This is a genomic window from Aquibium pacificum (genome assembly GCF_040839445.1).
In the GTDB taxonomy this organism is placed as follows: domain Bacteria; phylum Pseudomonadota; class Alphaproteobacteria; order Rhizobiales; family Rhizobiaceae; genus Aquibium; species Aquibium pacificus.
This window is the reverse complement of sequence record NZ_JBDPGJ010000001.1, coordinates 328771-352374: the sequence shown is the minus strand read 5'-3', so window position 1 is coordinate 352374 and position 23604 is coordinate 328771. Positions and strand designations below refer to the sequence as shown.

Here is a 23604-nt window from a genome sequence, read left to right as displayed (position 1 = left end):
TGTGAGGCAGTCGATCTGCGGGCACTCAGGAAGCTTGCTTGTAGGAAAACGCGTCCGGCAGGCCTTTGCTCAGGACCGGGGCGTGCTGGTTGCGGCGGTTGCGCACGACGTCGAGCGTGTTCTCGTTGAACGTCAGCAACGTGGCGACGACCTGCTGGCGGCCGTAGGTGCGCTGGTATCCGAGCGGCCGGGCAAGGAAGCTCAGTTGCAGCGCCCGCAGCACCCACATCGGCTCGAACTCGATGATCACCTGGTCCACCTTGTTGTGCAGACCCCATTCGACGAAGCCCGCGATGAGCTCCGTGCCAACGGTGGAGACGCCGCGCCGGCCGTCGCGGAATGCCGGTGCGACCGCGTAGCGCGTCAGTTCGTAGATGTTGGGGCCCTTCGGCGAGGTTCCTTCGCAAAGATCCTGCAGCACGTCGGTCAGCAGATGCGGTCGCGTCGTGGGCAGCATCCGCTGATATCCGGCGACGCGGCCGTTGCGCATGCACAGGTGATGAACCGCCTCTTCGTGATCGAACTGGTCGATCTCCATCTGGTCGGACCGGCGAAGATCGTCCCAACCCATTTCCTCGACGAAGATCTGGTAGCGCAGACGATGGACCTCTTCCCACAGGTCGGGACGTTCGGTCAGTTCGGTAGTGGTCATTGCATAGATCATGATGATCGCTCCTTGGTTGCGGCGCAAAAAAACTACGATGCGCATGGCAGCCGAGTATTACGCGATCGCGTAATCAGGTTTCACCGGGCGGCGAGACGAGCACCTGCGAAATTCGCGGCGCGAAGAAGCCCCGTCCGCGAAGCGCGGACGAAGCGAATGGCGATCAGGAATTTTCTAAGGCTTTGAAGCGCGGAGAGGCTAGGAGATGTAGCCCAGCCGGATCGCTTCGGCGACGGCGTGCACGCGGTTCACCGCGCCCAGCTTGCGCTTGGCGTTGAGGAGATGCTTCTCCGAAGTATGCTCGGAAATTCCCAGTATCTGGGAAATCTCCCACTCGGATTTTCCCTCCGCGGCCCATTTGAGACATTCCGTCTCGCGCGGCGTGAGATCCGGCCGCCGGGCGAAGATCTCATGGGCGTTCTGCAACTGGAGGGCCCGTCCCACCGCATAGGTCGCGGCGAGTTCGATGACGCCGAGGCTTTCCGGAGAGATGTCGACCATCTCCCCGCCCAGGGACACCATCACGACGGTGCCTTCCAGGGTGATCAGCGGAAAGGCCAGTCCGTCGTTCAGCTTGAATTCGCCGGCATCGCCCATGACGCGCTGCCCGCTTCGGCCGACCTGCAGCTTGTCGGCCGCCGTGCTCCAGCGCACCAGCGAGGGCTGGCGCTTCATGTAGGTGACGACCGGATCCTGATCGACGTAGTTGCGCGAGACGTACCGCTCGAGCCACGATTCGGGCCATTCGCAGAGCATTGCATGGCTTCTCTGCCGCGATTTGGGCGTGCCGGGAGCGGGTACGGTCCCGGCCATGAGCGCGGTGAGGCCGTAGTTTCCCGTCAGCCGGAGAAGGAGCCGGCTTACGCCTTCCGGCGTAGAGGCGTGCTGCAGCTCGTCGATGAACTGCAAGGTGTCGTCGAATTGCCCCATCAATATCTCCGACGCTACAGGATTCCACTTATATCGAGTGTGGCGCCCGTTGTTCCATTAACCTATGGTTGCATTCGTGCGAGAACCGAGCGGATTTGCCCGATCGGACGGTTTCATTCCATCTTGCGCCTCTGTAAAGCCGCTGGCAACGGTCGCCTGACCGCCTGAAGGAACCGAAGTTGAAGCGCATCGTCCCCGCATTGGCCGTTCTTGCAGCACTTCTGGGCCCCTCCGTGTCCGCCGAGCCAACGATCCCCTATTTCTGGGATTCGCGCGAACGGCTTCCGAAGCCGGAACTGTCGGATTTTCCGCGGCTTCGATTCCTCACCACGATCGATTTCCCCCCCTTCAATTTCCTTGACGGGAGCGGACGACTCACTGGCTTTCACGTGGACCTCGCCCGCGCGATCTGCGCAAAGATCGACCTCACGGATACCTGCGAGATTCAGGCCGTGCCGTGGGAGGAACTTCCGCAGGCACTCCAGGCAGGCGACGGAGAGGCCATCATCGCGGGGCTCGCGATGAGCGCCGAATCACGCCAGCGCTTCGCGTTCTCGCGCCCCTACCTGCAACTGCCGGCCCGCTTCGTCATGGCGAAAGGCAACGCGGTCGAAGAACCGGTGTACCAGAAGCTCGTAGACAGGCGTGTGGGCGTCATCGACGGCTCGGCGCACGAGCGGGCGCTCAGAGACCTGTTTCCCGGCGTCAGGGTAGTTACCTACTCCCGCGCCGAGTGGATGCTCGGCGACCTTCGCGAGGGCAAGACCGATGCGGTGTTCGGCGACGGGATGCGGCTCTCGTTCTGGCTGGCGGGGACCGGATCGCAGGCTTGCTGCCGCTTCGCGGGTGGCCCCTATCTCCTGCCCGAATACCTTGGCACCGGAATGGCCGTCGCGGTGGACCCGGGGGACGACCAGTTGCTTGCGGCGATCAACTATGCGCTGCGCGAGATCGAGGCCGACGGCACTTTCGCGGAACTTTACCTGCGATATTTTCCGCTCGGATTCTTCTGATAGCCCGGCGACATTCCGAGTGGCCTCAGACGAGCGTCCGATGCCTGATGACGGCGGCCCTCTCGATGGCTGCCGCGGTAAGCGTGTCGATCCCGAGGTGGCCGCGCAGGATCTGTAGAATGCGCAGTTCCTCGGGCCTGACGCGGCGGTCGGCGGCGGCTATCTCAACCGCGACGGAATAGGCCGTATCCCTCAGCCGGCCGGGTATCACTTCGACGATGGATGCAACGATGTCGTTGAGGGTCTCGTCCTGCTGGAGCACCTGCTGGCTCTTGCGGGCGACGTCGAGCAGGCTCTCGGGCTCGAAGTCGATGAAGACGGGCATGGTCCGCACGACGGTTCCCATCTTGGCCAGTTCGCGGTCCGTCATGTTGCTGTCGGAAGCGGACACCGCGACCATGATGTGGACGAGTGCTTCCTGCACATTGGCCGGCTGGATCAAGATCGACTCCTCGGGGTTTCGAAGTTGGCCGCAACGTAGGAACCGCACCCGCATGCCGCAAGCAAAAACGCCCTGCGCGATTGACGCTTCGGCCGGCCATGCATAGACGAGGGCACAATCCGGATTGATACCATGACGCACGCGACCGAAAGCCTCGATCTATCGCCCGAAATGCTGGAGGCTGCGGCCGAAAGCAAAGCCTGGCCTTTCGAGGAAGCGAGGAAGATCGTAGCCCGCTACCGGGGCGGCGCCTATCCGGAAACGGTGCTGTTCGAGACCGGCTACGGCCCGTCCGGCTTGCCGCATATCGGCACGTTCGGGGAGGTGGCGCGCACCACCATGGTGCGCCACGCCTTCCGCGTGCTGACCGAAGACAAGGTGCCGACGCGGTTGCTCTGCTTCTCCGACGATATGGACGGCATGCGCAAGATTCCGGACAACGTACCCGACCGCTCGTTCCTGGAACCGCATCTCCACAAGCCGCTGACGGTGGTGCCCGACCCGTTCGGCGGCGGCTTTGTGAGTTTCGGCCACCACAACAACGCGATGCTGCGCCGTTTCCTCGACGCCTTCGGCTTCGACTACGAGTTCGCCAGCGCCACCGATTACTACAGGTCCGGCCGTTTCGACGCGATCCTGAAGCGGGTGGCCGAGCGCTACGACGCCATCATGGCCATCATGCTGCCGACGCTCGGCGAGGAGCGCCGCGCCACCTATTCGCCCTTCCTGCCGATTTCTCCGATGAGCGGCCGCGTGCTGTACGTGCCGATGAAGAAGGTGGACGCGGAGGCCGGCACCATCACCTTCGACGACGAGGACGGCGCGGAGACCACCCTGCCCGTCACCGGCGGCAGGGTGAAGCTGCAGTGGAAGCCGGACTTCGGCGCGCGCTGGGCCGCACTCGGCGTGGACTTCGAGATGTTCGGCAAGGACCACGGCCCGAACATGGGCGTTTACGACCGCATCTGCGAGGCGCTGGGAGGACGCGCGCCCGAACACTTCGTCTACGAACTGTTCCTCGACGAGAACGGCCAGAAGATATCCAAGTCGAAGGGCAACGGGCTGACCATCGACGAATGGCTGACCTACGCCCCGACGGAGAGCCTGGCGCTCTACATGTTCCAGCGGCCACGACAGGCCAAGAAGCTCTATTTCGATGTGATTCCGCGCGCCGTCGACGAATACTATCAGTTCCTCGCCGCCTACCAGCGTCAGGACTGGAAGGAACGGCTGGGCAACCCGGTCTGGCACATACATTCGGGCAATCCGCCGGCCATCGAACTGCCGGTCTCCTTCGCGCTGCTGCTCAATCTCGTCAGCGCCTCCAACGCGCACGACAAGTCCGTGTTGTGGGGCTTCATCGAGCGTCACGTGCCGGGCGCGACGCCGCAGACACACCCCGAACTCGACCGGCTGGTCGGCTACGCCATCCGCTACTTCGACGATTTCGTCAAACCCGCCAAGACCTTCCGCGCGCCCGACGCGGAGGAGGCGGCGGCACTCGATGCGCTGTCGCGGAGGCTCGCCGCATTGCCGGCCGACGCGGACGGCGAGACGATACAGAACGCCGCTCTCGACGTGGCGCGCGGGATCGAACGCTACCAGGATCATTCGAAGAAGAGCCCGACCGGCGGGCCCGGCGTGTCCGTCGCCTTCTTCCAGATGATCTACCAGGTGCTGCTCGGCCAGGAACGCGGTCCGCGCTTCGGCTCGTTCGCGGCGCTCTATGGCATTGCCGAGACCCGTGCCCTGATCCGGGAGCGGCTCGCCTCGGTGGCCGCCTAATAGAGTCCCTTGGGCTCGCGCAGAAACGGCTCGATCGCGGCGGGTCGCGATACCGGCGTGCCGCTTTCCGGTTCGGCGGTCGCCTCGGCGGCTCCGTCCAAGGCGGGAACCGGTGGCAGGGGCTGGCCTTCCGCAACCGGCTCGTCCGGTAGCCCGGTTCCGGGAAGCCTCTCGGGGCCTGGCCCGAATATGCCGCGCCGTTCGGCCAGCGCCTCGTTCTGCTGCTCGGCATAGGGACCGGTACTGGAGACCTTGGCCCAGCCATTGGCCACCAGCCAGGCGCCAAGGTCCTGCGAGCCGAGCCGGCAGGCAACGGAAAGGCGCGCGGGTAGCTCTCCTTCGGGGATGTCGCAATCAAGCGCGCGGCCGCGCAGGAATGATCGGAACGCGGTCCGGGCTGCCATACCGCAGGGCCAGTCGCCTTTGCTGCCGTGACAGGTGTGCTCCGGCTCGACGATCTCGATGCCGGCGATCGCGATGACCATGCCTTCGGCTTCGAGCCGTCCGGCGGCCGTCGCCACCGGACCGAAGATCATGTTCCTGCCCTCCTTCGCATCGGCGGTAGCGTTCGCCGTCGCCGGTGCCGCGGGCGCGGCTGGCCCGATGTCGCTCAACGGCGCGCGAGGATCGGTGCGCCGCAGCTCGCCACCGCCGATCTGCGGCGGAGCGATGAGGTCGGGGGCGATCTGGCGGACCGGGCGCGACGCGCCGCACTCCGCTTGGGCCAACTGGAAAGATTTCACCTCCCGGTCAGGCGCCTCCCCTGCCGCCGCCAACGAGGCGGTGACGGCCATGAGGATTGTCGCAAGCAGTTTGCTCGGCACGTCTACTGGCTCGCCCATACGATGCGCGCAATCCACTCGACTTCGCCTAGCGGCACGGTTCTGCGCGGGTGGTCGCGGTTGAGCGACAGGAGTTCGACGCTCCGGTTCGTCTGTCTCGCGAGTATCTTGGCCGTGACCTCTCCCGCAGTGGTCTTGACGACGACGCGGTCGCCCTTGCGGATGGTCGCCCCCGGCTCCACGATCAGGACGTCGCCGTCCCGGTAGAGCGGCAGCATGGAATCGCCCTGCACCCCGAGCGCAAAGGCGCCTTCGCTCGACCGCTCCGGGATCTCCACCAGGTCCCACCCCTGGCCGGCCGGAAACCCTGCATCGTCGAAGAAGCCGCCTGCCCCCGCCTGGGCGAAGCCTATCAGCGGCACGGTGGCGCGCTGCACCGGCAGCGGGCGATCTGGAACGGCTTTCGCGGGCTTCGCGCGCCCCGGCTCCACGAGTTCCATGAACTCGTCCAGGCTCGCGCCGGTCGCCTCCATGATCTTGGCGAGCGACTCGGTCGAGGGCCAACGCGGACGCCCGTCCGCCGAAAGCCTCTTGGACTTGTTGAACGCGGTCGAATCCAGTCCCGCCCGCTTCGCAAGACCGGAAGCAGACAGTGAATAGCGCTCGGCAAGCGCGTCGATCGCGGCCCAGACGCGTTCGTGCGACAGCATGGGCCCCCTCGGCTCAACAGGAAAAAATACCTTTCGGCGACTTCTAGCGTCCCGCTCCCGCCTTGTCCATACGGGTCCGGCGCTAAACGTCGGAGGTAAAGGGTCCGCGTCCGGTCGACAAGGCCCGATCCAGCATGTCGAGCCGATCCTGGCCCCAGTAGGGCTCTCCGTTGAGGACGAAGGACGGCACTCCCGTAGCATCGCAGGCGATGGCGTCCTCGGTATTCCTGGTCCTTATCGCCGCGATCTCCGGCGACTTTGCCCGCTCGATCACCACTTTCGGATCGAAGCCCGCCTCGGCCAGCAGCGGCGACAACGTGTCTTCCTCGGCAATGTTCTTCTCTTCCGCCCAGACCGACGCGAAGACGCGCCCCATGTAGTCCATGGGATCGCCGCCATCGGCCAGGATCGCGCATATCGTGTGGTCGGCAAGAGCCGGATTGGTCGGGAAATGCTTCGGCCTGAGGTTCAGTTTCTTGCCGCGCATCTCCGCATAGCGCTGCAACTCGATGAGACGGTAGCGCTGGCGCACCGCCGGCCGGTCGGCGAGCCCGACCTGTCCGGAGACCTTGAACATCTCGCCGAGGTTGACGGGGCGCACGGCGAGCGTCGCTTCATGTCGCGCCGCGATCTCGCGCGCCGCGTCATGCCCGAGATAGGTCCAGGGCGATACGCAAGTGAGAAAGTAGTCGATGGTGACGGGCATGGATTATCATTTCCTCGGGAAGAGTTCGGGGTCGGTCAGGTCGCGAGCGCCGTGTAGCACGCGGACGACCTGCAGTTCGTTCAGCTTGATGCGATAGAAGACGATATGCGGAGGGATGGACATCTTCCTAAGATCACGCAAGCCCGCCGCGTGGAAATCGGAACCGAGGAAAGGCCTTTCGGCGAGACGCCCTATCACGGCGATGATCCTTTCGAGCACCCTGTCCGCCGCGCTCCGATCATTAGCCCCGATGTACTCGTGGATGTCCTCGATATCCTTTTTCGCCAAGGGCGAAATGAAGACATCAAGAACCAAGTCTCTTCCTCAATCCTGCAAACACCACATCGCCCGGGATACCCTCTCCGGCGTCGAGTTGGCGTAGTCCCGCCCTCAGGTCGTCACGAAGCGCGAGATAACGGTCAATGTAATGAAGAAGATCATCCCCAAGCTTCTCGCGAAGCTCTTCGGGAAGCTGTTCGGCGGCCTTCACGGCTCTCTCGAGCTTGGTCATGAGCATTCGTCTCCTGCGGCGAAGATTAGCAGGCGCGGCGCGCCGGGCAAAGGCCAATCGCGCTATGTGAACGTTCGCGTCAGGACCCCTTCGCCAGTTTCCGCAGCCCGGTATGCGAGGCCATGAATATCCGCTCCTCTTCGCTCGGCGGGCGCGGCTCGATCACCTGTCCGAGGGTCGGACGATCTCTTCGATCGGTACGAAACGGCGGTTGCGGAAGTCGTAGACGCCGGCGGTGGTCATCACCAGCGCCGCCGTCTGGCCATCCTCCAGCACGAAGCGATGTCGGCCGATGACCTGCGTGTCCTCCCATGTCTCGACCGTGGAGACGACCTCGAACCTCTTCCACAGCCGTATCTCGCGAACGTAGACGGTCTGCAGCCCGCCCATCATCGGCGCCCAGCCGTTCTTGCGCGCCAGCCCGAGCAGTCCGGCGCGCAGGAAGATGTCGATACGCCCGACATCTGCCATCATCATGTAACGGGCATTGTTGAGATGAAAATTGGAATCGATGTCGGTCGGCAGGCAACGGAAGGTCAGCCTGCTTTCCTCGCCCATGCGGTAGGTCCCGCGCGAGCTCGCGGTAATAACCATGCGTGCCAGTCGCGCCCAGACATACATGATCGGCTCCGGCTGTTCCTTCTCCCCGTTCACGGGGAGAAGGTGGCCCGTAGGCCGGATGAGGGGCGGTACGAACCCGGGAGGGTGGGCACTGCCCCTCAACTGCTTGCCGGCATCCTCTCCCCGTGAACGGGGAGAGGAAAGCCAACCTTTTACGCCGCCTTCTTCATCGCCTTGTAGGGATCGAAGCGGCCGTAGAAGGTCTGGCCCTTGTCGGCCATCTCGACCAGCAGCTTCGGCGCCTTGTACTGCGGCCCGTACTTCTTCTGGAGCTTCTTTGCGAGCGCCACGAACTCCGTCAGGCCCATGCCCTCGATGTAGGACAATGCGCCGCCCGTGTACGGCGCGAAGCCGAAGGCGAGGATCGATCCGACATCCGCCTCACGCGGGTCGGTGACGATGCCCTCCTCCATCACGCGCGCCGCCTCGAGCGCGATCGTGACGAGGAAGCGCTGCTTCAGCTCCTCGACGTCGATCTTGTCCGGGTCCTGCTGCGGATAGAGGTCCTTGAGTTCGGGCCACAGGTGCTTCTTGGCCGGCTTGGCCGGATAGTCGTAGAAGCCCTTGCCGTTCTTGCGGCCGTGGCGGCCATGGGTGTCGACCATCGTGTTGATCAGTGCGAACTGGTCCTTGTCGACGGCCTTCTCGCCGAGGTCGCGGATCGTCTGCTTCATGATCTTCTGCGCGAGGTCGATCGCCGTCTCGTCAGTAAGCGCCAGCGGGCCGACCGGCATGCCGGCCATCTTCGCCGTGTTCTCGATCATTGCCGGCGGCACGCCCTCGATCAGCATCTGGAACGCCTCCGCCATGTAGCGCAAGACGCAGCGGTTGACGTAGAAGCCGCGCGTGTCGTTGACCACGATCGGCGTCTTCCTGATCGCACGAACATAGTCGATGGCGACCGCGAGCGCCTTGTCCTCGGTCTTCTTGCCCAGAATGATCTCGACCAGCATCATGCGGTCGACCGGCGAGAAGAAGTGGATGCCGATGAAGTTCTTCGGCCGTTTCGAGTTTTTCGCCAGGCCGGTGATCGGGATGGTCGAGGTGTTGGAGGCGAAGATCGCGTCCGCGGCGATGACGGCTTCCGTCTGTTCGGTGGCGCCCTTCTTGACTTCCGAATCCTCGAACACCGCCTCGATGACGAGGTCGCAGCCGTCGAGATCGGAGTAGTCGACCGTCGGCGTGATCAGCGACAGGAGCTTTTCCTTCTCCTCGGCCGTGGCCCGGCCCTTCTTCATCGCTGCGTCCAGCAGACCTTCCGAATGCGCCTTGCCCTTCTCGGCCGACGGCATGTCGCGGTCGAGCAGCACGACCGGGATGCCGGCCTTGGCGGTGACGTAAGCGATGCCCGCGCCCATGAAGCCTGCGCCGAGAACGCCGATCTTCTTGAACTTGGTCTCGGGAACGCCGGCAGGACGGCGCGCACCCTTGTTGAGTTCCTGCAGCGAGATGAACAGCGAGCGGATCATCATCGCCGCTTCCGTGGTCTGCATGATCTCGGTGAAATAGCGCTGCTCGATCCTCAACGCCGTGTCGAAGGGCACCAGCAGGCCCTCATAGACGCATTTCAGAATCGCGCTGGCGGCAGGATAGTTCCCATAGGTCTCGCGGCGCAGTATGGCGATGGCCGGCGGCCAAAGATTGGCGCCCGCAGCCGAGTAGATCGGGCCGCCCGGCAGCTTGAAGCCCTTCACGTCCCAGGGAGCGACGGCCTTGAGCCCGCCCTTGATCAGCCCCTTTGCCGTTTCGACCAGCGCCTCAGGCGCGGCGATCTCGGTGATCAGGCCCATCTGCTTGGCCTTCTTCGGCGATAGTGACTGCCCGGAGGTCAGCATCTGGAGCGCGCTCTGCCCGTCCGTCAGCCGCGGCACCCGCTGGGTTCCGCCTGCGCCCGGGAACAGGCCGACCTTCACTTCCGGCAGGCCCATCTTGACCTTGTCCGAATCCGCCGCGACGCGGGCGTGGCAGGCGAGCGAAAGCTCGAAGGCGCCGCCCATGCAGGTGCCGTTGATCGCCGATACCCAGGGCTTGCCTGAGGTCTCGAGCTTGCGGAACAGCCAGCTCATTCGGCCGGCACCCTCGAACAGCATCTTTATCGCCGCGTCGGCATCCTTGGCCTTCTCGTCCTTGAAGAGCTTCAGCATGCGCTGCAGCATGGTGAGGTCCGCGCCGCCGGAAAAACTTTCCTTGCCGGAGGTGACGACGGCACCCTTGATGTTGTCGTCGGCGACGACCTGGTCGACGATCTTCTCCAGCTCGTCCATCACCTGCTCGGTGAAGACGTTCATCGACTTGCCCGGCATGTCCCAGGTGACGAGCGCGATGCCGTCGGCGTCGGTTTCGACTTTGAAGTTGGTGTACTTGGCCATTGGAGAAGTCCTCCTTGAAATCGGTTGCGTCAGCGGACGGGCGCGACGGTGAAACTGCGTGCCTCTCCCGTTCACGGGAGAGGATGCCCGAAGGCAAATGAGGAGCGGCGCTGGTCGAGACCGCTGGCTCTGCCCCTCATCCGGCATGGAGCCTGTCCTTGGTCTTGCCGACGGCAAAACCCGAAGAGGCTACCTTCTCCCCGCGAGCGGGGAGAAGGGAAGGAGCGTCAGACCCGCTCGATGATGGTCGCCGTGCCCATGCCGGCGCCGATGCACAGCGTCACCAGCGCGGTGTTCAGGTCGCGGCGCTCCAGTTCGTCGAGCACCGTGCCGAAGATCATCGCGCCGGTCGCACCCAGCGGATGGCCCATGGCGATCGCGCCGCCGTTGACGTTCATCTTCTTGTGGTCGATGTCGAAGGCCTGCATGTAGCGCAGCACGACCGAGGCGAAGGCCTCGTTGAGCTCGAAGAGGTCGATGTCGGAGAGCTTCATCTTCGCCCGCTTCAGGAGCTTCTCGGTAACGTCGACCGGTCCGGTCAGCATGATCGCCGGCTCGGAGCCGATATTGGTGAAGGCGCGGATGCGCGCGCGCGGCTTCAGCCCCATTGCCTTGCCGCCCTTCTTGGAGCCGAGCAGCACCGCGGCAGCGCCATCGACGATGCCGGAGGAATTGCCGGCGTGGTGGACGTGCTTGACCGCCTCGACCTCCGGATAGCGCTGGACGGCGACGGCATCGAAGCCGCCCATCTCGCCGGGCATCACGAAGGACGGGTTGAGCGAGGCCAGCGACTGCATGTCTGTCGAGGGGCGCATGTGCTCGTCATGGTCGAGGATCTTGAGGCCGTTCTGGTCCTTGATCTCGATGACGGAGTTCTTGAACCAGCCCTTCTCCCAGGCCTTGGCGGCCCGCTTCTGGCTTTCCACCGCATAGGCGTCGACGTCGTCACGCGAAAAACCATACTTGGTGGCGATCAGGTCGGCCGAAACGCCCTGCGGCACGAAATAGGATGGCAGGCCGACCGAGGGATCCATGAACCAGGCGCCGCCCGACATGCCCATGCCGACACGCGACATGGATTCCACGCCGCCCGCGATCACGATGTCGTCCGAGCCGCCCGCGATCTTGGCTGCGCCCAGATTGATGGCGTCGAGGCCTGACGCGCAGAAGCGCGACAGCTGGATGCCGGGCGCCTCGGTCGCGTAGCGCGCCTCGAAGGCTGCCGCGCGCGGGATCACCGAACCGGCCTCGCCTACCGGATCGACGCAGCCGAAGACGATGTCGTCCACCGTGGAGGTGTCGAGCCCGTTGCGGTCGCGCACCGCTTCCAGTGCCTTCGCCGCCAGCCTGACGGCCGGAACCTCGTGCAGCGATCCGTCCTTCTTGCCGCGGCCGCGCGGCGTGCGCACGGCGTCGTAGACATATGCATCGGCCATTGTGGCGTCTCCTTCGTTCAGACTTGCGGTTCGACGAGCACTTGCGCGCTCACCGAATTCGCTATGAAACAGGCGTCGTGCGCCTTGTGGTGCAGGTCCGCGAGCGCGGCCGGGTCGGCGTCGCACTCGACCTGCGGGCGCAGCGTCACCTTCAGCATCGCGATGCGCCCCTGCGCGTTTTTGCCCAGCTCGCCCACCGCCTGGTCGCGGTAGGAGCGGATGTCGTGGCCCGCCCGGCGGGCGAAATCCAGAAACCACAGCATGTGGCAGGATGCCAAGGAGGCGACGAACAATTCCTCGGGATCGACCGCAGTTTCCGACGAGAACTGCGCCGGCACGTTCTGCGGCGCGCCCGTTGCCTGGATCGTCGTTCCACCGTCGAAGGCGATCTCGTGCACGCGCGTGTAGCGCCCGAGGGTGAAATGATCGTCCTCGTCCTGTTGCCAGCGTATGTCGGCGGTGTGCGTGGACATCCTCGTCTCCTCACAGGCTCCTGGCGATGAGCAGCTTCATGATCTCGTTCGTGCCGCCGTAGATGCGCTGCACGCGCGCATCGCGCCACATGCGGGCGATCGGATACTCGTTCATGTAGCCGTAGCCGCCATGAAGTTGCAGGCACTCGTCTATGATCTTGCCCTGCAGGTCGCTGAGCCAGTACTTGGCCATCGATGCGGTCACCGGATCGAGGCCGCCGTCGATGTGGCGCGCCACGCAGTCGTTGTAGAAGACGCGGCCGACCGTTGCCTCGGTCTTCAGTTCGGCGAGCTTGAACTGCGTGTTCTGGAATTCCATCACGGCCTTGCCGAAGGCCTTGCGCTCCCTGACGTAGTCGATCGTCAGCGCCAGCGCCTTCTCGATCGCTGCGATCGCCGTGCCGCCGATCTGAAGCCGCTCCTGCGGAAGCTGCTGCATGAGCTGCACGAACCCCTGCCCTTCCTCGGTGCCGAGCAGGTTGGAGGTCGGAACGCGCACGTCGTTGAAAAAGAGTTCCGACGTGTCGTTCGACTTCAGCCCGACCTTGTCGAGGTTGCGGCCGCGCTCGAAACCCTCGACCTCGTCGGTCTCCACAACGATCAGCGACGTGCCCTTGGCGCCCTTCGCCGGATCGGTCTTGGTGACGACGACGATCAGGTTGGCGAGCTGGCCGTTGGTAATGAAGGTCTTCGAGCCGCTCACCTTGTAGTGGTTGCCATCCTTCTCCGCGCGGGTCTTCACCCCTTGCAGGTCGGAGCCGGCGCCGGGCTCGGTCATCGCGATGGCGCCGATCAGTTCGCCGGACGCCATTCTCGGCAGCCACTTCTTCTTCTGCTCTTCCGAGCCGTAGTGAAGGATGTAGGGAGCCACGATCGAGTTGTGCAGCGCGATGCCGAAGCCATCGACGCCGACATGGCTGATCGCCTCTATGATGGCGCTCTCATGCGCATAGGTGCCGCCCGAGCCGCCGTATTCTTCGGGCATCGAGGCGCAGAGCAGGCCGTTCTCGCCCGCCTTCTTCCAGCTTTCGCGGTCGAAGATCTCGGCCTTCTCGAATTCCGCGTAGCGCGGCTCGATCTCGGTCTCGAGGAACTTCCGCGCCATGTCGTAGAGCATGCCGACGTCCTCGCCGGCCCACGGGGCCTTCGGCAGGCCCAGGACGGATGCGGGATCGTGCGACATGAACAGGTCCTCCGGATGTCGGCCGCTATAGCAAGAAAGTTCAAGGATGAACAGACCGGGCGATGCCCCGCCCGGTCAGAATGCCTCCGCGGGCAGCGCCATCATGGTCTCCGAACCGGCGGAGATGCGGGCGAGATGCGCGCCGGTTTCCGGCATGATCCGTTCCATGAAGAACTTCGCCGTGACCAGCTTGGTCTCATAGAAGGAACCGTCGCCGTTCGCGCCTTCCGCAAGCTTCGCCTGGGCCGACTTGGCCATCTGCGCCCACATGTAGCCGAGCGCGACAAGGCCGAACAGGTGCATGTAGTCGGTCGAGGCTGCACCGGCATTGTCCGGGTTCTTCATGCCGTTCTGCATCAGCCACATGGTTGCGGCCTGGAGGTCGTTGAGACCCTTTTTAAGGCCCTTTGTGTAGCCCGACATCTTCTCGTCGGAGCGGTTTTCCTCGCAGAACTCGCCGACATCCTTGAAGAAAGTCTGGACGGCGCGGCCACCGTTCAATGCCAGCTTGCGGCCGACGAGATCGAGCGCCTGGATGCCGTTGGCGCCCTCGTAGATCATGGCGATGCGAGCATCGCGCACGAACTGGCTCATGCCCCATTCCTCGATGTAGCCGTGGCCGCCATAGACCTGCTGCGCCATCACCGCGTGCTCGAAGCCCTTGTCGGTCAGCACGCCCTTGATGATCGGGGTCATCAGGCCAAGCAGGTCGTCCGCAGCCTCGCGTTCCTTGTCGTCGCCGGACCGGTGCGCGACGTCCGACTTTATCGCGGTCCACAGGATCAGCGCGCGCCCGGCCTCGTTGAAGGCCTTCATCGTCATCAGCTTGCGGCGGATGTCGGGGTGGACGATGATCGGATCGGCTTTCTTGTCCTTTTCCTTCGCACCGGTCAGCGAGCGGCCCTGGAGGCGCTCGCGAGCATAGTTTGCGGCGTTCTGGTAGGCGACTTCCGAGATGGAGAGCCCCTGCAGGCCGACGCCGAGGCGCGCCTCGTTCATCATCACGAACATGGCCTTCAGGCCGCCGTTCTCCTGACCGATGAGGTAGCCCGTCGCCTCGTCATAGTTCATGACGCAGGTCGAGTTGCCGTGGATGCCCATCTTCTCCTCGATGGATCCGCAGGAGACGCCGTTGCGCTCGCCCGATTCGGGATCGAACTTCGGCACGATGAACAGCGAGATGCCCTTAACTCCGTCCGGCGCGCCCTCGATGCGGGCGAGCACCAGATGGATGATGTTTTCGGACATGTCGTGCTCGCCGGCCGAGATGAAGATCTTCTGGCCGGAAATCCTGTAGGCGCCGTCACCGGCCGGAACCGCCTTGGTGCGCAGCAGTCCGAGATCCGTGCCGCAATGCGGCTCGGTCAGGTTCATGGTGCCGGTCCACACGCCTTCGGCCATCTTCGGCACGTAGGTCTGCTTCTGCTCCTCGGTGCCGTGCGCCAGGATCGCCGCGATGGCGCCCTGCGTGAGGCCGGGATACATCATCAGCGCCATGTTGGCCGACGACATGTATTCGCCGACGGCCGAATGCACCGTATAGGGCAGTCCCTGCCCGCCATATTCGGGCGGCACCGGGAGCGCCAGCCAGCCGCCCTCGCGATACTGCTCGTAGGCTTCCTTGAACCCGGCGGGCGTCGTCACCGAGCCGTCGTCATGGCGAACGCAGCCTTCCTCGTCGCCCACCCTGTTCGTCGGCTGGATGACGTTTTCCGCGAGCTTGGCACCCTCGGCAAGAATTGCCTCGAGAATGTCGGGCGTAGCGTCGGAGAAGCCGGGCAGGTTGGAGTAGCGCTCGTAACCCAGCACGTCGTTGAGAACGAACAGCGTATCGCGCACGGGAGCGCGGTATGTCGGCATGGGAGACCTCCAGATAACCGAACGCTGCCCCGACGCTACCGGGGCAGTCAATTCCTCTTGGAGCGTCCCCTACCAAATATTGACGTTTGCGTAAACGTCAATTCGATGGCGCAAGAGATTTTTCCAGCACAAACGGAGATCGCTCCAGGCCTGGAGTCACGCGGCCGACTGCTTCTGCCGCTCTTCGAGCGCGTTGCGCACGACGTCCATCGCCTCGCGCAGCTGGCTGATCGCCTCGTCGAGCTGCTGCCGCTGCGTTTCGAGGCGCGAAAGCTGCTTCTCCGATTTTTCGAAAGCCACACGCAGCTGCTTGGTGTTGGTCCCGTGCGGATCGTACAGGTCCATCATCTGCTTCACTTCGCGCAGCGAGAAGCCGACGTTGCGGCCGAGCAGGATGAGCTGGAGACGCGCTCTTTCGCGACGGGAATAGAGACGCGTGTTCCCTTCCCGCTTCGGCTGGATGAGCCCTTTGTCCTCGTAGAAGCGAAGCGTGCGCAGCGTTACGCCGAAATTCTTCGCCATGTCGCCGATACGTACATAGTCGTCATGTCGTTCGGCAAATGCGTGGGATGCGTTGGCCATCACCTCGATGGCCGAGACTGTTTTCATCATGGGACGTGGTTTCCTTTGGCGAGACCGCAACGCGGCTCGCACATCTTCCTCAGCCCTCGGGGCTACTTGTATCCGTCAGATTTTTTCTGAGTCGGCCGCGCCACACACGCCTGCTTGCAGGGTGCAACGCTCGAGTGCGGCGGAACTAATGATTGCCTTCCGGAAAATCAAGCGACGTTTGAACACAAACTGTTTCAAATCTTGCTGAATGTCCGAAGGGCGTGATCCCCTCGGGATGAGCTCGCTTCGGATTTGGTAAGTTTGGTTAACGCCTTGTTTACCACGTCTGGAGAATTGTGCGTCAGTCGGTTTCCCGTGGTTATCCTGTCTCGCGTTCCTCAGGGCTGTCTGCATGCAGGAGAGGAAGGGCGCAATGGCCGCCAACGCGACGAAGAGCATAACCCCGGGACCGGTATCCGTTCCCGACGGGCCAGTCCGCGCGACGTTTCACCGCAACCCGCGCACCCTTTCCAGACAGGCGTTCCAATGAGCAGCAACTGGTCGTATCTCGACAATCTGAACCAGGGCAGGCAGCGCCGCCCGCGCACCTCCCTTGAGGATCTGAACCGCACACTGGACGACCTTGAAGCCAGGTTCGGCGGCGATCAGCCGGGCCATGGAGGCGCCTCGCGCGAATCGGACAGGCGAACCCGCAGGCTGACCGGCGAGTACGAGAGCGGCCCCGTCCGGGAACCGGCTTCCCACGTCGCGAGGGAAAGCGCACGCTCGTCCGATCTCGAACGCTCGCTCGCAGAACTCCGCCAGGAATTGCAGCGCTCGCGCCCGCAGCCGGCAATCTCGCCGCTCGCTTTGTCCGACGTCTCCGGCGAACTCAAGGCCTTGCGGGAGGAGATGCGCACCCAGATGGCATCCGGCATGCGCAAGGAATTCGACGTGCTTCGCAAGGACATCGAACACGCCTACGGGAACAACGGTCCGGACGGGCGCGCGCTTGCCGCGGAGATGGAGCGGCTTTCCACCACGATCCATTCCATGGCCGAACGCAGCGACGAGCGCGGGCTCGACCTGTTGCGCGCCGAAATGGAACAGGTCCGTCAGACACTGGCTGAACTCGCGCGCGAGGAGACGGTCCGCTCGATGGACAGCCGCTGGGAAAAGCTGGAACAGCGATCGCTCGGCCGGGCGGGACCCGATCCGGAAGTCGCTGCGCTGAAGGAACGGCTCGAGCAGATCGGCGAGGCCGTCGGCAATCTTCCCGATTCGCGTTCGCTGCTGTCGCTTGAAGACAAGGTCCGCACGCTGGCGACGGCGATCGACCATTTTTCCCGCAACAACGACCGCAACTCGCCCGCTTCCGTCAAGAATGTCGAAAACCGGCTCGACGAGATCTCCCGCGCGATTGCTTCGTCTTCCGCCAGCGCCCAGACCTATCGCGCCGAACCGTTCGAGCGCATCGAAGCCCGCATTTCAGCCCTGGCCCAGCAACTCGACATGCTGGTTGAAGAAGCCTCCGCTTCGGATGTGGCCGAAAGATTGAACAATCTCACGCGCCGCGTCGAGGACATCGCCCATCTCGCCGCGCGTCCCGATGAATCCATCGAACTGCTTCACCGTCAGATCGCCAAGATCGCGGAACGGCTGGAAACCAACTCCAGCGGGGTCGAGCGCGAGCAGATCGTCGACAGCCTGGAACGGCGCTTCGCCGAGATCGCGACGCTGTTCGAGGAACGTCACGACCGTGCCACCACGCTTGGCCAGGCAATGTTCCGCGAAATGGAACACCGGATCGATGGTCTGGCGGAAAGGCTGGACAAGCGCCGGGAACCGGAACTCGGCATCGACGTGGCGCTCCTGCAGGCGCTGGACGAAAAGTTCGCGGACCTGTCGGAGCGGATCGACTCGCGGCATCGGGAAGGCGTCGACCCGCGGCTTCTGGAGGAGTTCGACCGCCGGCTGGAAAGCATGGCCGACCGTCTCGATTCGACGTTCCGCAGCGCCGCCGATCTCGATCCCTCGCTCCTGCAGGCGCTCGACCGCAAGTTTGCGGATCTCTCGGAGCAGATCGATTCGGGTCGCAGCACGGAGCCCGACGCAAGGACCATGCTGACGCTGGAACGCCGCCTCCAGGAAATCGCCGAAAAGCTCGATAGCTCCAGCAGCTGCGCCTCGGATGCGGATCCGCAGCTTATCGCCGGTCTTGAAAGACAGATCGCGGGCCTGGCCGAGCACCTGTCGAGACCCTCCCGCGAAGCGGACGCGCAGGCGGGTCTGGCACCACGGCTCGATAACATCGAGCGCTCGCTCGCCGATCAGCGGGACGCCATCGTCTCCGCCGCGCAGGAAGCTGCTGAGAACGCGGTCCGTTCGATGCGCGACGGCGGGTTGGACGACGAGGACATCGCCGCCCTGGCCAGCGAACTGAAGACGCTTGAAATTCTTGCGCGCAAGTCGGATGAGCGGAATTCCCGCACATTCGAGGCGATCCACGACACCCTGTTGAAGGTCGTCGAGCGCCTCGGCTCGCTGGAGGTGCGAAACGGCGATTTGGCCTCGTCCTACCGCAGCCGAATCCCCGACGCGGGCGTGCCACCGATGGCCCCCGTCTCGCCGGAACCGCAGATGCCCCCGCTGGCAAGGGCGACGCCGGCAGCGCTATCCGCCTCCACCGCCATGCCCCCTCGCGCACCGATGCCGGTAAAGAAGTCGCCGGCTCAGGCCGCGGCGGAAGCGGCGTTCGCCGCCGGCACGAGCGATCCGGCAATCGAGGAGGAAGAGGAACCGGTCCGCCGCTCCATGCTCGGCGGCCTTACCCGCGCCTTCACCGGCAAGAAGCAGGCACGCCCGGTCCGCCAGCAGCCCGATCCGGTCATGCCCGGCATCGAACAGGTCCGGCTCGACGAACCACTGAACGGTACGGTGGCCGACAAGCCCCTGGAACCCGGCTCCGGCGCGCCGGATCTGAACGCCATCATCAAGCGCGTCCGTGACGAGCGGGGCACCACCGTACAAGAATCGGACCCCACCGCGGGCAAGGCGGACTTCATCGCGGCGGCGCGGCGCGCGGCACAGGCGGCCGCCGCCGAGGCACAAACGTTCAAGCAGGGCGGGTCGCCAGCCGGTCCGAAGGGAAAGCTCAGTCCGGCGGAATTCCTGCGCGCCAAGCGCAAGCCCATCCTCATGGCTGCGGCCGCGATCATGATAGCCCTTGCCAGCCTGCAACTGGGCAAGGCCTTCTTCGGCGGCGAGGCGCAGATGGCCGAGATCGAGCCCCTCCCGGCGAGCGACGCCCTGGTAGCGAGCGCCGCCGACACGGCGTCGGTCGACGGAGAAGACAATGCCGCCGGCGCGGTGCGTGCGGTCGATGGAACGCCCGCATCGTCCGACGCCGATATGGAGGGCTCGCCGAACTTCGACGTCTTGCCGGCGACGGGTGCCGAGGAGATGGACGACGACGGACTGGCGGCGCTCCCAGAGGACGAAACCGCACCTGACGCTGGCGAAGTGGCGGCGCTGCCGGAGATGGACGGTGGTGGAACCGCGTCCTCGCCGACTTTCGAGGCGCCGCCCGTCGAGGCCGGGCCGATCGCGCTGCGTGAAGCCGCCGAGACCGGCGACCCGAAGGCGATGTTCGAGATCGGCAACCGCTACGACACCGGCCGCGGCGTCGAGTCCGACCGTGCAGTCGCGGCGACCTGGTACGAACGCGCGGCGGAACAAGGCTTTGCTCCGGCCCAGTACCGGATCGGGAGCTTCTACGAGAAGGGTATCGGCGTCGAGCGCGACATCGCCCGGGCCAAGACCTGGTACCAGTTGGCGGCCAACCAGGGAAACGCCAGCGCGATGCACAATCTGGCGGTGCTCTTCGCCATGGGCAGCGACGGAGCGGTCGACAACGATTCCGCCGCGCGCTGGTTTCAGAAGGCGGCCGAACTCGGCGTGACGGACAGCCAGTACAATCTGGGCATCCTGGCGGCGAAGGGCCTCGGGGTCCCTCAGAGCCTGGAAGAGTCCTACAAGTGGTTCGCCCTCGTTGCAAAGACCGGCGACAAGGATGCCGCGGCCAAGCGCGACGAGGTGGCCAACTCGCTCCGGCCGGAGCAACTCGCCAAGGCGCGCGCGACCACCGAGTTGTGGAAGCCGAAGCCCGTCGTGGAGGATGCCAACGTCGTCGAGATTCCTGAGTCCTGGGAGGAGAGCGAAGGAACGACGGCAAGCATCGACATGAAGAAGGCCGTCCAGAACATCCAGCTGATCCTGAACAAGAACGGCTACGATGCCGGCTCGCCCGACGGCATCATGGGCCAGAACACCCGCAATGCCATCATGGCCTTCCAGAAGGACAACGGACTGACCGCCGACGGCGAGGTCAGCGACGAACTGGTGAAGCTTCTCCTCAACAAGAAGTGACCCCCGGCCCGCCTCCGGCCGGAGCGACCGATCCTCATGTCGCAATTGCGACCGGCGGCGGCGTCATAGGTCTTTGACTCCGCCGCAATGTCGGCGCAAGAACCCCTTAAGCACCCGTGTGCTACGAATATCGCGGGACGGGGTGTTTGTCTCAGGCAAGATGGTCTGGTTGGTCGCGTGGGTATTTATCTCCCCATCGCTGAGATGTCTGTCAATCTGTTCGTTCTGCTGGCGATGGGCGCGGCGGTCGGATTTCTGTCGGGCCTGTTCGGGGTGGGCGGCGGCTTCCTGATCACGCCGCTCCTGATCTTCTACAACATTCCGCCGGCGATCGCTGTCGCGACGGGTGCCAACCAGGTCATCGCTTCCTCGTTTTCCGGTGCTCTCGCCCATTTCAAGCGAGGCACGATCGACTTCAAGCTCGGCGGCGTGCTGTTGGTGGGCGGCGTCTTCGGCTCCTCGATCGGCATCTATGTCTTCAAGCTGCTGAGGCAGATCGGCCAGCTCGATCTCTTCGTCTCGCTGCTCTACGTGGGCCTGCTCGGCACCGTCGGCGCGCTGATGATGATCGAGAGTGTGAACGCCTTGCGTGCCGCGCGCCTCGGTGGCGCGCCGAGCCTGCGCCGTCCCGGCCAGCACAACTGGATCCACAAGCTCCCGCTGAAGATGCGCTTCCGGGCGTCGAAGCTTTTCGTCAGCGTCATTCCGGTTCTGGGCCTGGGCGCCGCGATCGGCTTCCTGGCTTCGATCATGGGCGTGGGCGGCGGATTCATCATGGTCCCCGCCATGATCTACCTGCTGAAGGTCCCGACGAACGTCGTCATCGGCACCTCGCTGTTCCAGATCATCTTCGTATCCGCCTACACCACCATCGTGCACGCCACGACCAACAAGACCGTAGACATCGTCCTGGCGCTTGCCTTGATGGTGGGCGGCGTTGCCGGAGCCCAGTACGGGGCAAAGGCGGGACAGAAGCTGCGCGGCGAACAGCTGCGCGCGCTGCTCGCCTTGCTGGTGCTCGCGGTGGCGATCAGGCTCGCCTTCGATCTCTTCGTGCGGCCGGCCAACCTCTACTCGCTTTCGCCGCTGGAGGTATTCTGACTGCCATGCGGAGCCGCCTCCTCCAATGGGCAATCGCCGTCGCGCTGCTGGCGACCATTTCGGCCGCGCCGGCACAGGTTGCCGAACCCGGCGCGCCGGAACAGGCGCGGCCTCAGCAGGCGCCTGTCCCCAACCCGGAAAGCATCCAAATCGGCCTTTCGACGGACCGTATCTCCATCACTTCGGACTTCTCGGGAGCGGACCTGACGATCTTCGGCGCCCTCGACAACGCCGACCCGCTCATCAACCGCCAGGGGCGATACGATGTCATCGTGGTCCTGGAAGGGCCAGCCCGCCCGACCGTCGTACGGAAGAAGGAACGCATTCTCGGCGTGTGGATCAACATCCATTCGCAGACTTTCGTCAACGTCCCGGCATCCTACTCCGTCGCCACCACGCGGGCGATGCAGGACATCACCGACCAGGTCAATTTTCGCCAGCTCGCGCTAGGCAGCGACAACATCTACATGCAGCCGCTCGACCGCACCGAGGATCCCGTGACGATCAAGGACTTCGAGACCGCCTTGCGCGGGCTGAAGAAGCTGCGGGGGCTCTACACCGAAAACATCGGCGGCGTGCAGTTCCTGACGCAGAGCCTGTTCCGGGCCACGTTGAGGCTGGCGCCCAACATCCCGGTCGGCACCCACAAGGCACGCGCCTTCCTGTTCCGCAACGGCGTCTTCATCAAGGAGAACTCGGCCAACCTGGCGATCCTCAAGGCCGGTTTCGAACAGTCGATCTTCCGCTTCGCCAACGATAACGGCCTGCTTTACGGCCTGCTCGCCGTCCTTCTGGCCATGGTGACGGGCTGGCTTGGCCGTGTCATTTTCCGGCGGGATTGAAGCCTTGAACCCGCCGGCCGACGAGATGGGCTCCGACGCGACCGGACGTACCGCGCGCCTTCTGGCCCTGATCGGTTTCATCCCCTTCGCCGCCCTGTCGCTCTGGCTGTTCGGGATTTCGGAGGAACATCCCTGGCGCGCGGCGACGATCCTTCTGTTGAAATCCTACGCAGTCGTGATCCTGTCGTTCCTGGGCGGAATCCGGTGGGGTCTGGGAATGAAGACGACTTCCGGGGAAGGACGCCGCGACCTCGTTGCGAGCTGCGCGCCTCCCCTTGCCGGATGGGCGGGATTTTTCATCCCGGTCCCCTACGCCTTCGCTCTGTTCGCCGTCGCCTTCGCCGCTCAGGGAGCCTGGGATGCCTTCGCGGTGCATCATGATCGCGCCCCGCGCTGGTTCGGACCGACGCGGCTGTTGCTGACGGTACTCGTCGTCTCCGCGTTGATCCTGTCCTTCGCCGCGACGGCCCGAAGTGCTCAGCCGGGATGAAGCATTGAGCCGGCGATCGGATAGACGCGGCTGCGGCCCAGCATCAAGGCCCTGAAGAGGCCCCAGTCGAAGAGTCTCGAGAAGGCCCGGTCGCGCACGTTGAGCGCCCCCGTATAGGCGCCGAATGCCGGCATCACGAGGCGCCGCCCGTCCGTGGCGAAACAAGGCCGGCGGACCGACCTGCCGCGCCGCACGATGCGGGCGCCGGGATGGAGATGTCCTGCGATCTCGCCGTCGCACGCGGCGCCGGTCGGCTCGTGCCGCAGCACGATGCCTCCGACCGCGAGCTCGCGGACCGTCTGGCCGGGCAGGCCGGCGGGCGGCTTGGGATCGTGATTGCCCGCCACCCAGAACCAGTCGCGGCCCGTCATCATGGCGAGCAGTTCGTCGCGGAAGATGTCGGGCATGCGTTCCGCGCCCCGGCCGTCGTGGAAACTGTCGCCGAGGCTGACCACGGTCGAGGGACGAAACGTACAGATGGTTGCCGCCAGTTTCGACAGCGTCGCGGCCGTGTCGTAGGGCGGCACCATGGCGCCGCGCCGTGCGAACGCCGATCCCTTCTCCAGGTGCAGATCGGATACGACGAGCAGTCCGAGCGCCGGAAAGAACAGCGCCCCGCTGCGGTCGCAGACGGCAAGCTCCCCGGCTATCGAGATCGTTTCGGCGCCTTCGGTGGCGATGGCTGCTGCCTGCATGTCTTCCCGGT

The 23604-nt window shown here is 64.5% G+C and carries 21 protein-coding genes and 1 pseudogene; 6 read left to right on the top strand and 16 right to left on the bottom strand.

Annotated elements, in window-relative coordinates:
• Window positions 1–25: 25 nt before the first annotated feature.
• Both ABGN05_RS01725 and ABGN05_RS01720 read right to left on the bottom strand, forming a co-directional pair.
• Window positions 26–664, bottom strand: a complete 639-nt coding sequence (locus tag ABGN05_RS01725; RefSeq protein ID WP_367952263.1) for an acyl-homoserine-lactone synthase — start codon at window positions 662–664, stop codon at window positions 26–28.
• 198 nt (window positions 665–862) lie between these two features.
• A complete protein-coding gene (locus ABGN05_RS01720) occupies window positions 863–1594 on the bottom strand; it encodes a helix-turn-helix transcriptional regulator (protein ID WP_367952262.1) in 732 nt (243 codons plus the stop codon).
• Between the two features lie 179 nt (window positions 1595–1773).
• Between ABGN05_RS01720 and ABGN05_RS01715 the strand changes: the two genes are divergently transcribed.
• The gene (locus tag ABGN05_RS01715) at window positions 1774–2607 is read left to right on the top strand and encodes an ABC transporter substrate-binding protein (RefSeq protein WP_367952261.1); all 834 of its coding nucleotides are present in this window, start codon (window positions 1774–1776) and stop codon (window positions 2605–2607) included.
• A 25-nt stretch (window positions 2608–2632) separates the two neighbouring features.
• Here the strand turns inward: ABGN05_RS01715 and ABGN05_RS01710 are convergent, their stop codons facing one another.
• The gene (locus ABGN05_RS01710) at window positions 2633–3049 is read right to left on the bottom strand and encodes a tellurite resistance TerB family protein (RefSeq protein WP_367952260.1); all 417 of its coding nucleotides are present in this window, start codon (window positions 3047–3049) and stop codon (window positions 2633–2635) included.
• A 132-nt stretch (window positions 3050–3181) separates the two neighbouring features.
• Between ABGN05_RS01710 and ABGN05_RS01705 the strand changes: the two genes are divergently transcribed.
• Window positions 3182–4834: a lysine--tRNA ligase gene (locus ABGN05_RS01705; protein ID WP_367952259.1), complete on the top strand. Its 1653-nt coding sequence runs from the start codon at window positions 3182–3184 to the stop codon at window positions 4832–4834.
• On the opposite strand, the gene ABGN05_RS01700 is transcribed toward ABGN05_RS01705, so the two are convergent.
• From ABGN05_RS01700 to ABGN05_RS01645, 12 genes and pseudogenes are all read right to left on the bottom strand, one after another.
• Entirely contained in the window at window positions 4831–5658 is an 828-nt protein-coding gene (locus ABGN05_RS01700) for a thermonuclease family protein (protein ID WP_367952258.1), read from the bottom strand. The two genes, ABGN05_RS01705 and ABGN05_RS01700, sit on opposite strands and share 4 nt — an antisense overlap.
• Before the next feature lie 2 nt (window positions 5659–5660).
• A complete protein-coding gene (locus ABGN05_RS01695; protein WP_367952257.1) occupies window positions 5661–6326 on the bottom strand; it encodes a S24 family peptidase in 666 nt (221 codons plus the stop codon).
• A gap of 82 nt (window positions 6327–6408) precedes the next feature.
• Window positions 6409–7032 carry a 2-hydroxychromene-2-carboxylate isomerase gene (locus ABGN05_RS01690; protein ID WP_367952256.1) on the bottom strand — a complete coding sequence of 208 codons (624 nt, stop codon included), beginning with the start codon at window positions 7030–7032 and terminating at the stop codon, window positions 6409–6411.
• Between the two features lie 6 nt (window positions 7033–7038).
• Window positions 7039–7347, bottom strand: coding sequence for a type II toxin-antitoxin system RelE/ParE family toxin (locus ABGN05_RS01685; protein ID WP_367952255.1), 309 nt, complete (start codon window positions 7345–7347; stop codon window positions 7039–7041).
• Window positions 7337–7543, bottom strand: a complete 207-nt coding sequence (locus ABGN05_RS01680; protein WP_367952254.1) for a hypothetical protein — start codon at window positions 7541–7543, stop codon at window positions 7337–7339. The genes ABGN05_RS01685 and ABGN05_RS01680 overlap by 11 nt, the downstream gene beginning before the upstream one ends.
• A gap of 79 nt (window positions 7544–7622) precedes the next feature.
• A pseudogene (locus ABGN05_RS01675) lies at window positions 7623–8164 on the bottom strand (thioesterase family protein).
• A 152-nt stretch (window positions 8165–8316) separates the two neighbouring features.
• Complete coding sequence (locus ABGN05_RS01670) at window positions 8317–10533, bottom strand: 3-hydroxyacyl-CoA dehydrogenase NAD-binding domain-containing protein (protein ID WP_367952253.1); 2217 nt, start codon at window positions 10531–10533, stop codon at window positions 8317–8319.
• A gap of 227 nt (window positions 10534–10760) precedes the next feature.
• Window positions 10761–11969: an acetyl-CoA C-acetyltransferase gene (locus ABGN05_RS01665; RefSeq protein ID WP_367952252.1), complete on the bottom strand. Its 1209-nt coding sequence runs from the start codon at window positions 11967–11969 to the stop codon at window positions 10761–10763.
• A gap of 17 nt (window positions 11970–11986) precedes the next feature.
• Window positions 11987–12442: an OsmC family protein gene (locus tag ABGN05_RS01660; RefSeq protein ID WP_367952251.1), complete on the bottom strand. Its 456-nt coding sequence runs from the start codon at window positions 12440–12442 to the stop codon at window positions 11987–11989.
• A gap of 10 nt (window positions 12443–12452) precedes the next feature.
• Window positions 12453–13625, bottom strand: coding sequence for an acyl-CoA dehydrogenase family protein (locus tag ABGN05_RS01655; protein ID WP_367952250.1), 1173 nt, complete (start codon window positions 13623–13625; stop codon window positions 12453–12455).
• Window positions 13626–13700: 75 nt separating this feature from the next.
• Window positions 13701–15485: an acyl-CoA dehydrogenase C-terminal domain-containing protein gene (locus ABGN05_RS01650; RefSeq protein ID WP_367952249.1), complete on the bottom strand. Its 1785-nt coding sequence runs from the start codon at window positions 15483–15485 to the stop codon at window positions 13701–13703.
• Window positions 15486–15641: 156 nt separating this feature from the next.
• Window positions 15642–16094 (bottom strand): MerR family transcriptional regulator, encoded by a 453-nt coding sequence (locus ABGN05_RS01645; protein WP_367953121.1) that lies wholly within the window; start codon window positions 16092–16094, stop codon window positions 15642–15644.
• A 489-nt stretch (window positions 16095–16583) separates the two neighbouring features.
• Here ABGN05_RS01645 and ABGN05_RS01640 point away from each other — a divergent pair, with 489 nt between their 5' ends.
• From ABGN05_RS01640 to ABGN05_RS01625, 4 genes are all read left to right on the top strand, one after another.
• Complete coding sequence (locus tag ABGN05_RS01640; RefSeq protein ID WP_367952248.1) at window positions 16584–20465, top strand: peptidoglycan-binding protein; 3882 nt, start codon at window positions 16584–16586, stop codon at window positions 20463–20465.
• Between the two features lie 177 nt (window positions 20466–20642).
• Complete coding sequence (locus ABGN05_RS01635) at window positions 20643–21566, top strand: sulfite exporter TauE/SafE family protein (protein ID WP_367952247.1); 924 nt, start codon at window positions 20643–20645, stop codon at window positions 21564–21566.
• 5 nt (window positions 21567–21571) lie between these two features.
• On the top strand, window positions 21572–22408 hold the full coding sequence (locus ABGN05_RS01630) for a TIGR02186 family protein (protein ID WP_367952246.1): 837 nt from the start codon (window positions 21572–21574) through the stop codon (window positions 22406–22408).
• 4 nt (window positions 22409–22412) lie between these two features.
• On the top strand, window positions 22413–22898 hold the full coding sequence (locus ABGN05_RS01625) for a DUF3429 domain-containing protein (RefSeq protein WP_367952245.1): 486 nt from the start codon (window positions 22413–22415) through the stop codon (window positions 22896–22898).
• Here ABGN05_RS01625 and pdeM read toward each other — a convergent pair.
• A complete protein-coding gene (gene pdeM, locus ABGN05_RS01620) occupies window positions 22886–23593 on the bottom strand; it encodes a ligase-associated DNA damage response endonuclease PdeM (protein ID WP_367952244.1) in 708 nt (235 codons plus the stop codon). The genes ABGN05_RS01625 and pdeM overlap by 13 nt on opposite strands.
• Between the last annotated feature and the right edge of the window lie 11 nt (window positions 23594–23604).